Raw genomic sequence first — 8267 nt, forward strand, 5'->3', positions numbered from 1 at the left:
GGCCCGACCGGCCCGCACGGCCGCGGCCCGGCCGCTCATGGCCCGACCTGTCCTGGCGGGCCCGGCGGACGGGGGCTCCGCCGCCCGCGGCGGATGTCGCCGACACCGTCAACCGTACCGCGGTGGTTTCTCAGCCCCAACTGACGCCGTTCGTGTCCGCGTCGTTCTTTCTCATTTTCAACACGTCCTTTTCTCCCCGCGCGGTGGCGGTGGTTGTCCGTCGGGAGCCGCCGGCTGGCGTCGGCGTGTGTGATGTGTTCCGTTCTGGTGCCGGTCCTGTTCTCAGCCCCAGCTGACGCCGTTGTTCATGGCGGCCACTCCTTTCCGTTGCTGATTCGACCCGTAACGATTCATACAAATTCGTACGACATGGCCGGAAATATGAATGAAAGGGCCGTGCGCGGGCAATGGTGCGCTGGTGGTGCGGGGATCGGCCGCAGCGGGATGTCGACGTCCTGGTCACTATCCGTAGGCAAGAGTCCGAGATGCGACGCGACGGGTCCGGACTGCTGTCGAAGAGGTTTTTTGTGTCGGGCAGCGAACCGTGACCAAAAAGATAGCCAAATCATGACTGAATACAATTAAATACACCATTTCGGTTACCTGCTGTTAGGGTATGGGCGTATCTGTCGCGCCCACGCCGTGGTTCTCGTGCCGTTCGACGGCCGGCCCGTCTACACCCACTGGTGACCAATGGTGTTCATTGCTGTTCGCCGCATGCCGGGGCGTGCCTCCACGTGCCGGCTTCGACGCGGTTCGCCACCCGGCCGACGGGTGGGGCAGGACGGGGCGAAACAGCGGGCGGGACGCCTGGGAGCCGACGGGGCACCGTGCATGCCGTGGGCGTCGCGCACGTCGCGGATATCGCGGACGCCACGCACGCCGCCGGCACCGCGGCCGCGGTGCGGCGGGAGCGGTGCGGCGGGAGCGGCGTCCGGCCGGCTGCTCGAAGATCGATCCGGCTTCCCCCCGGGCCCGGTGGCCCGGGGGGAACTCGGCCCGCACACGCGCCACAATGGAGTCCGTGCCACTAGCCACCGCCGCACCCGAAGAGGTCCTGGACTCCGACGAGGCCGCCGAGCACGACCGGCCCTGGGTCACGATCGTGTGGAATGACCCCGTCAACCTGATGTCGTACGTGACCTACGTCTTTCAGAGACTGTTCGGCTTCAGCCGGGAAAAGGCCAAGGCGCTCATGCTCGACGTCCACCACAAGGGACGGGCCACCGTCTCCTCCGGCACCCGGGAGGAGATGGAGCGGGACGCCACCCGCCTGCACGCCTACGGCCTGTGGGCCACGGTCGCGCAGGACTAGGCCGTGTCCGGCGGATGATCCGTGCTGGCCGGTGTGGCACCGGGCCACCTGGGCATGAGCGTGGGGTGCCCGGCGCGGTCGGCGCGGCCGGCGGGCCGGCGGGCCGGGTGGCTCCTCGTGGGCCGAGAAGGAACCAGCGAAGCTGTCGGTGGCGTTAGCAAAGCGACGGGTGGTCGTCCGGATGCCGGTCCGCGTGATTGAAGATCTACCGGACGTGGCCCGGGCCGATCACTGTTGACCTTGGTTGGGAGAGCGTGTCCAACGGATTCAGCCGTACCGGAGACGGCGTCGAGATGGTCCTCGGTCCGCTTCAGGCGACCCTGCTGACCGAGCTGATCAGTCAGATCGACGCGTTGCTGGAGCCACCGCCGGTGGCCGACCCGCTGGAGGCGATCGTCGGCCTGCGGGCCGTGCCCCCGGCGGTACCGGAGGACCCGGCGGTGGCCCGGCTGCTGCCGGACGCCTATCCGAACGACCAGGAGGCCGCCGCCGACTACCGCCGCCGCACCTCCGACGACATCCGCGCGGGCAAGCGTGACGCCGCGCGCCGGGCACTGGCCACCGTGCCGGCCGCGGGCGGCCGGGTCCTGCTCGACGACGCCGCCGTCCAGGACTGGCTGGTCACCCTCACCGACCTGCGGCTGGTGCTGGGCGCCCGGCTGAACCTCACCGACGACACGTCGGCCGAAGCCCTGTACGAGATCGGCGGCCAGGACCCGCGCCGCCCCGTGGTCGAGGTGTACCTGTTCCTCGGGGACCTGCAGGAGCAGCTCGTCCAGGCGCTGCTGTGACACGGCCTGACCCGATGTGACATGGCCCTGACACGGCTCGCTGTGACACGGCCCGTCGTGCTCCGGAGGCCCGGCGGCGGCCCGCCGGGCGCTCTCGCGGGCACAATCAGATCATGGGCAGGCATTCTTCGCCATGTACGCATGATCGTGGCTCGTGGTGGATGCCGCTCGTCGTACCGTTGGCCCGTGCTGCGCATCGATCGGGCCATCTACGAGGCCATCATCGCCCATGCCCGGCGGGATCATCCCGACGAAGCCTGCGGGATCGTCGCGGGCCCGGCCGGCTCGGACCGCCCGGAGCGCTTCGTGGCCATGGAGAACGCGGAGCGGTCGCCGACGTTCTACCGGTTCGACGCCATGGAGCACCTGCGGGTCTGGAACGACATGGAGGAGCGGGACGAAGAGCCGGTAGTTATCTATCATTCACATACCGCTACCGAGGCCTACCCGTCCCGCACGGACATCCCGCTGGCCCAGGAACCCGGCGCCCACTATGTCCTGGCTTCGACCCGCGACCCGGAGAAGATCGAATTCCGTTCGTACCGCATCATCGACGCAGTCGTGACGGAGGAGCCGGTGGAAATCGTCTGACTGCGCCCGACGTTGTGCCGGATGCCGCGCGGAGCCGGGCGCGCGTCCCCGGGGCGAGGGATCCGGAGCGGGACGGGATCCTTCGGGGTATGGCGCTGACAGCCGAGGCGGGGCCGAAGGCCGGAGCGCGGCCGGACGGCGCTGCCGGAGCGGGGCCCGAAGCCCGACCGGCAGCGCCGGCCGGCAGCACCGACCGAACAGCAGCACCGACCGAACAGCAACACCGACCGAACAGCAACACCGACCGAACAGCAACACCGACAGAGCGCGACGAAACAGAGCACGACGATGAGGAGCAGCATGGCAGTCCAGGTCCGCGTGCCGACGATCCTGCGCAGCTACACGGGCGGGTCCAAGGTCGTCGAGGGTGTGGGAGACACGCTCGCGGCGTTGTTCATCGACATCGACAGCCACTTCCCGGGGCTGCGAGGCCGGCTCATCTCCGAGGACGCCGGTGAGCTGCACCGCTTTGTGAACATCTATGTCAATGACGAAGACGTTCGTTTTCTCGGCGGTCTCGACGCAAAAATTTCCGACGGTGACACCGTAACCATTCTCCCCGCCGTCGCCGGCGGCTCAGCCATGATGCCGGCGACGGCGGGCATCTGAGACAGGCAGGCCGGAAGAGCTCATGCGTTTCGACTCCCTGGTGGACTCGGTTGGCCGCACCCCCCTGGTCGGTCTGCCCAGGCTTTCGCCATCGCCGGACGTCCGGTTGTGGGCCAAGCTGGAACAGGACAATCCCACCGGTTCGATCAAGGACCGGGCCGCGCTGTGGATGATCGCGGACGGGGAGAAGCGCGGCCTGCTCACTCCCGGCGCCACCGTTCTCGAGCCGACGTCGGGGAACACCGGTATCTCGCTGGCGATGGTCTGTCGCCAGCGGGGTTACCGGCTGGTCTGCGTGATGCCGGAGAACACCTCGGCGGAACGGCGGCAGCTGCTCGCGATGTGGGGCGCCGAGATCGTGTACTCGCCCGCGAGCGGCGGCTCCAACGAGGCCGTTGCCGTGGCCAAGCGGCTGGCGGCCGAGCATCCCGACTGGGTGATGCTCTACCAGTACGGCAACCCGGCGAACGCGCAGGCGCACTACGAGACGACCGGTCCGGAGCTCCTCGCGGACCTGCCGACCATCACCCACTTCGTCGCGGGCCTCGGCACCACCGGGACGCTGATGGGCACCGGCCGTTTCCTGCGCGAACGGGTCCCGGGTATCCGGATCATCGCGGCGGAGCCCCGGTACGGCGAGATCGTGTACGGCCTTCGCAACATCGACGAGGGCTTCATCCCCGAGCTCTACGACGGGAGCGTGCTCACCACCCGTATCTCGGTGGGGCCGAAGGAGTCACTACGGCGGACCCGGCAGATGGTCGAGGAGGAGGGGATCTTCGCCGGGATCTCGAGCGGCTGCATCCTGCACGCGGCACTGATCGAAGCGGACAGGTGCGTGCGCGCCGGGCAGCGCGCCGACATCGCCGTCATCGTCTGTGACGGAGGCTGGAAATACCTGTCCACCGGCGCATACGCGGGGACGCTGGAGGAGGCCGAAGCCGCACTTGAGGGTCAGCTCTGGGCGTGACCGGGAAGCCGGCGGGCGTGGTCCCGTCGGTGTACCCGGCGGTACCGAGGCAATGATCACTATTTTTCTCCCACGTCCCAGGATGGTCGCTGATGTACCCCGATGCGCCCTGATACCGGCTCGTCCGGGCTGTCCAAAATTCGACATGGGTTTCGTGACCACTGCCACACGGTCGGAACGGGATTTCGGGCTTAGTCTGATCGCTCATGAGCGGCGCGCCCATCGGGGTGTTCGGTAGCGCTGGTGGCAGTCATGCCATCGCGACCGTGAACTCCGATCAGCCCCTGATGAACCCCGGTCGGATCCCGACCGGGTCCCGCCACATTCCCGTTGGCCGACAGAGTGTGCTGCGGCGATCGCGGCCGGTGTCCGTGATCGCCGCGTCCGCCCGCGTCGCGGGCCCGTGCCGGCCGCGCGTGTCCGGGGTGCGTCACCCCGTCCGGGGCGGTGAGGCGATCTTCGTGTCCGCCGGTCACGCCGACGGCGCCGGCAGGACTGCCGCGGCCGGGGCCGTGGCCGCATGCGCTGCCTGCGGCGTCCCCGCGGGCGTCGCGCCTTACGACGTCTTCCCATCTGCCGGTCATCCGGGACGCGGCCGGCTGCCGGCCGTCCCTGGAGGTCAGGAGCGAGATCGTGGTTCGACGGGCCAGGAGCCCATCGGCGCGGTCAGAGCCCGCCCGGTGCTGTGTCGAGAAGTCGATGCGTACTCATTGATCCCGGGCTATACCGTTTATCACCTTTTGTTGACCGGCGTCATCGGCTTTGTCAGGGGAGAGGGCGTCACATTGGCGAGTAGCGCAGAAACCGCGATGAACGGTCACCGACGACCTGGTCGGTGCGGAGCACTCGATGATCCGGGCCGGCCCGGGCCGGACCTCCAGCGGCGCGCGGCAGCCAGCCCGCGCCCCGCGTGGGTGGTACCGCCACCGGCACCATCGGTGCCGGTGGCACCAGCCCGGACGGTATCGGTACTGACGGCATTGGCGGTGGCCCGATGAAGCTCACGATTCTGGGGTGTTCGGGAACCTACCCGGGACCCCGGTCGGCATGTTCGTCCTATCTGGTGGAGTCCGACGGCTTCCGGCTGGTGCTCGACGCCGGGAACGGCTCCATGGGCGAGCTGCAGCGGCACTGCGACCTGCGGGACATCGACGCCCTGCTCGTCTCCCACCTGCACGGTGACCACTGTCTCGACCTCGTGGTGAACTCCTACGCCCGCCGCTACCACCCCGAGGGCATGCCGCCCAAGCTGCCCGTCTACGGGCCCATCAACACCCAGGAAAGGCTGTGCGCGGCGTTCGAGCGCTGGCCGGAGGACTCCCTCGCCGACATCTACGACTTCCGGACGATCAGCCCCGGCCGGCTGGACGTGGGCCCGTTCCGGATCGATCTGGAGCGGGTGGCGCACCCGGTCGAGGCGTTCGGTATGCGGGTGACCGCCGAGGGGCGCTCCCTGACGTACTCCGGTGACACCAGCGCCTGCGACGAGCTGGTCCAGCTGGCCCGGGACGCCGACCTGTTCCTCTGCGAGTCGGCCTTCCTGGACGTCCCGGACAACCCCCCCGGCGTGCACCTGTCGGGGCGGGAGGCCGGCGAGCACGCCACCAAGGCGGGCGTGGGCCGTCTCGTGCTCACCCACCTGGTGCCGTGGGGAGACGCCGAACGCAGCCGCGAGGAGGCGGCCGGCGCCTTCGACGGCCCGCTGACCCTGGCCGAGACCGGCGCCATCTACGAGATCTAGCCGCGCACCCGCGGTACCCGCGACGTCCGGGCCGTCCACGTCCGGTCCGTCCTGACCGATCGGCTGGCTGGCTGCCGAGCGGCCGGGCGTCGTCCGCACGGTCGAAGATCAGTAGCAGCCGGCCTGTCGGGGGCGTCACCGGGCCGGCACGTGCCCCGGGCGGGCAGGGCAGGCGTACCAGGCCGGATTCAGCCTGGTACGCCGTGGCTCCGTGGACGCTGATCGGGTGCTGGGTGCTGGGTGCTGGGTGCCGGGTGCCGGGTGCCGGGTGCCGGGTGCCGCCGCGGGCCGGATCTGGAAGGTCCGGCTCTCGGTGCCACCGGCCGCGGCGTCGCCGACCGGCTGGTCCGGGCTGGGAGCGTCGTGCCCGGTGCGCCGCCGGGCACGCGCGTCGGTCCGGGCATGCCCGGCGGCCCAGGCCCGTCGGCGCGGGCGTTCATCGGCGGGCTTTTCATACTGTCGCCGATGGTGCCCGGTTGGATTCGACCGGTGTCGAGTTGCGTCCGCCCGGTAGGGTCAGTCGTCGTGAGACGTTCCGACGGCAGGACATCCGGGGAGCTCCGCCCGGTGAACATCACCCGCGGCTGGCAGGACCATGCCGAGGGCTCGGCACTGATCGAGTTCGGGCGGACGCGGGTGCTGTGCGCGGCGTCGGTCACCGAAGGCGTCCCGCGCTGGCGCAAGGGCAGCGGGCTGGGCTGGGTGACCGCGGAGTACTCGATGCTGCCGCGGGCGACGAACACCCGCAACGACCGTGAGTCCGTGCGCGGGCGCATCGGCGGCCGCACGCACGAGATCTCCCGGCTCATCGGCCGCAGCCTGCGTACCTGCGTCGATCTGAAGATCCTGGGCGAGAACACGATCGCGATCGACTGTGACGTCCTGGTGGCCGACGGCGGCACCCGCACCGCGTCCATCACCGGCGCGTATGTCGCGCTGTCGGACGCGTGCGGCTGGCTCGGCCGTCCGGACGCCCTGATCCGCAGCGTGGCGGCGGTCAGCGTCGGGGTCGTCGCCGGCCGGCCGCTGCTGGACCTCGCCTACGACGAGGACTCCGGGGCCGACACCGACATGAACGTGATCTGTACCGGTGACGGCGGCTTCGTCGAGGTGCAGGGGACGGCCGAGGGCCTGCCGTTCGACCGCGCGATGCTCGACCAGCTGCTCGACCTGGCTGTCGGCGGCTGCGCGCGGCTGACCGAGATCCAGCGGGCCGCGCTGGCGGGCCCCCGCCCGGTGCCCGCCGGCGGAGCGCGGCCAGGCGCCCGGTGACCACCCTCCCCGGGCAGGACCGGCCAGGCGCGGGCCGGCAGGCGTCCCGGCGGGTGGTGCTGGCCAGCCGTAACGATGCCAAGCTCGTCGAACTGCGCCGCATCCTCGCGCTGGCCGGTCTCGACGTCGAGCTCGTGGCGCTGCCGGACGGCCCCGACGTCCCCGAGACCGGCGCCACCTTCGCCGAGAACGCCCTGATCAAGGCGCGGGACGCGGTGCGGGTGACCGGCCTGCCCGCGGTCGCGGACGACTCGGGCCTGACCGTCGACGCGCTCGGCGGCATGCCCGGCGTCCTGTCCGCCCGCTGGTCCGGGCCGCTGCCCGGCGCCAGCCGGGCCGAGCGGGACGCCGCCAACAACGCGCTCGTGCTCGCCCAGCTCACCGACGTCCCAGAGGAGCGCCGTGGCGCGGCCTTCGTGTGTGCGGCCGCGGTGGTGACGCCGGCGGGTGCCGAACGGGTCGTGCACGGGGAGATGCGCGGGCGGCTGTTGAGGGTGCCCCGCGGGGACGGCGGTTTCGGCTACGACCCGCTGTTCCTCCCCGACGGGCAGAACCGGACCAGCGCGCAGCTGCGCCCGGCGGAAAAGGACGCTATCAGCCATCGGGGACGCGCCTTCGGCCAGCTCGCGGACGTCCTGCGGGAGCTTCTGCCGGCCTGACGCCCCTGCCGGCCTGGCGCACTGCCGGGGCCGCCCGCCTGCGGGCCGCACACCTGACGGGCTCAGATCAGGCTGTCCGGGCGTGCCGGAGCCGCCCACCTGCGGGTCGCACGAGGACGTTGCCAGGGGCGGTGGTGCCGGTGGCCTACGGGTCGCGCGGCGAGGTCACCGCGCACGTGGGCGGCCGTTTCGCCGGGACCGTCCCAGCGCCCGTTCACCCGGATCGTTCCGCGCGCACCGTCCTGCCTGGGGTGTCACGCCCGTCGGCGTCGTCCTGTTTGCTTGCGTTGTGTCGCATGGCTACTTCATGTGTTTGTGT

8 protein-coding genes are annotated in these 8267 nt (G+C 70.6%); all 8 read left to right on the forward strand.

The window, feature by feature from the left end:
* Positions 1-1015 precede the first annotated feature (1015 nt).
* Positions 1016-1315 carry an ATP-dependent Clp protease adapter ClpS gene (clpS, locus tag NBW84_RS19890; RefSeq protein WP_250286344.1) on the forward strand — a complete coding sequence of 100 codons (300 nt, stop codon included), beginning with the start codon at positions 1016-1018 and terminating at the stop codon, positions 1313-1315.
* A gap of 254 nt (positions 1316-1569) precedes the next feature.
* Complete coding sequence (locus NBW84_RS19895; RefSeq protein WP_250286346.1) at positions 1570-2106, forward strand: DUF2017 domain-containing protein; 537 nt, start codon at positions 1570-1572, stop codon at positions 2104-2106.
* Positions 2107-2292: 186 nt separating this feature from the next.
* A complete protein-coding gene (locus NBW84_RS19900) occupies positions 2293-2697 on the forward strand; it encodes a Mov34/MPN/PAD-1 family protein (protein ID WP_445548292.1) in 405 nt (134 codons plus the stop codon).
* A 300-nt stretch (positions 2698-2997) separates the two neighbouring features.
* Complete coding sequence (locus tag NBW84_RS19905; RefSeq protein WP_250286351.1) at positions 2998-3306, forward strand: MoaD/ThiS family protein; 309 nt, start codon at positions 2998-3000, stop codon at positions 3304-3306.
* Positions 3307-3328: 22 nt separating this feature from the next.
* Complete coding sequence (locus NBW84_RS19910; RefSeq protein WP_250286353.1) at positions 3329-4276, forward strand: PLP-dependent cysteine synthase family protein; 948 nt, start codon at positions 3329-3331, stop codon at positions 4274-4276.
* A gap of 994 nt (positions 4277-5270) precedes the next feature.
* Positions 5271-6017 carry an MBL fold metallo-hydrolase gene (locus tag NBW84_RS19915; protein WP_250286356.1) on the forward strand — a complete coding sequence of 249 codons (747 nt, stop codon included), beginning with the start codon at positions 5271-5273 and terminating at the stop codon, positions 6015-6017.
* Between the two features lie 525 nt (positions 6018-6542).
* Complete coding sequence (gene rph, locus NBW84_RS19920) at positions 6543-7289, forward strand: ribonuclease PH (RefSeq protein ID WP_250286358.1); 747 nt, start codon at positions 6543-6545, stop codon at positions 7287-7289.
* Positions 7286-7948 (forward strand): RdgB/HAM1 family non-canonical purine NTP pyrophosphatase, encoded by a 663-nt coding sequence (rdgB, locus tag NBW84_RS19925; protein WP_250286360.1) that lies wholly within the window; start codon positions 7286-7288, stop codon positions 7946-7948. Before rph ends, rdgB begins: the two co-directional genes overlap by 4 nt.
* The last annotated feature ends 319 nt before the right edge of the window (positions 7949-8267 follow it).

It is taken from the genome of Protofrankia sp. CiP1_Cm_nod2 (genome assembly GCF_920664355.1).
GTDB lineage: Bacteria > Actinomycetota > Actinomycetes > Frankiales > Frankiaceae > Protofrankia.

What these genes read in the sequence shown, in the direction of transcription:
- NBW84_RS19905 (WP_250286351.1), top strand. Translation starts at nt 2,998, where the DNA reads ATGGCAGTCCAGGTCCGCGTGCCGACGATCCTGCGCAGCTACACGGGC.
- NBW84_RS19915 (WP_250286356.1), top strand. Translation starts at nt 5,271, where the DNA reads ATGAAGCTCACGATTCTGGGGTGTTCGGGAACCTACCCGGGACCCCGG.
- clpS (WP_250286344.1), top strand. Translation starts at nt 1,016, where the DNA reads ATGGAGTCCGTGCCACTAGCCACCGCCGCACCCGAAGAGGTCCTGGAC.
- NBW84_RS19910 (WP_250286353.1), top strand. Translation starts at nt 3,329, where the DNA reads ATGCGTTTCGACTCCCTGGTGGACTCGGTTGGCCGCACCCCCCTGGTC.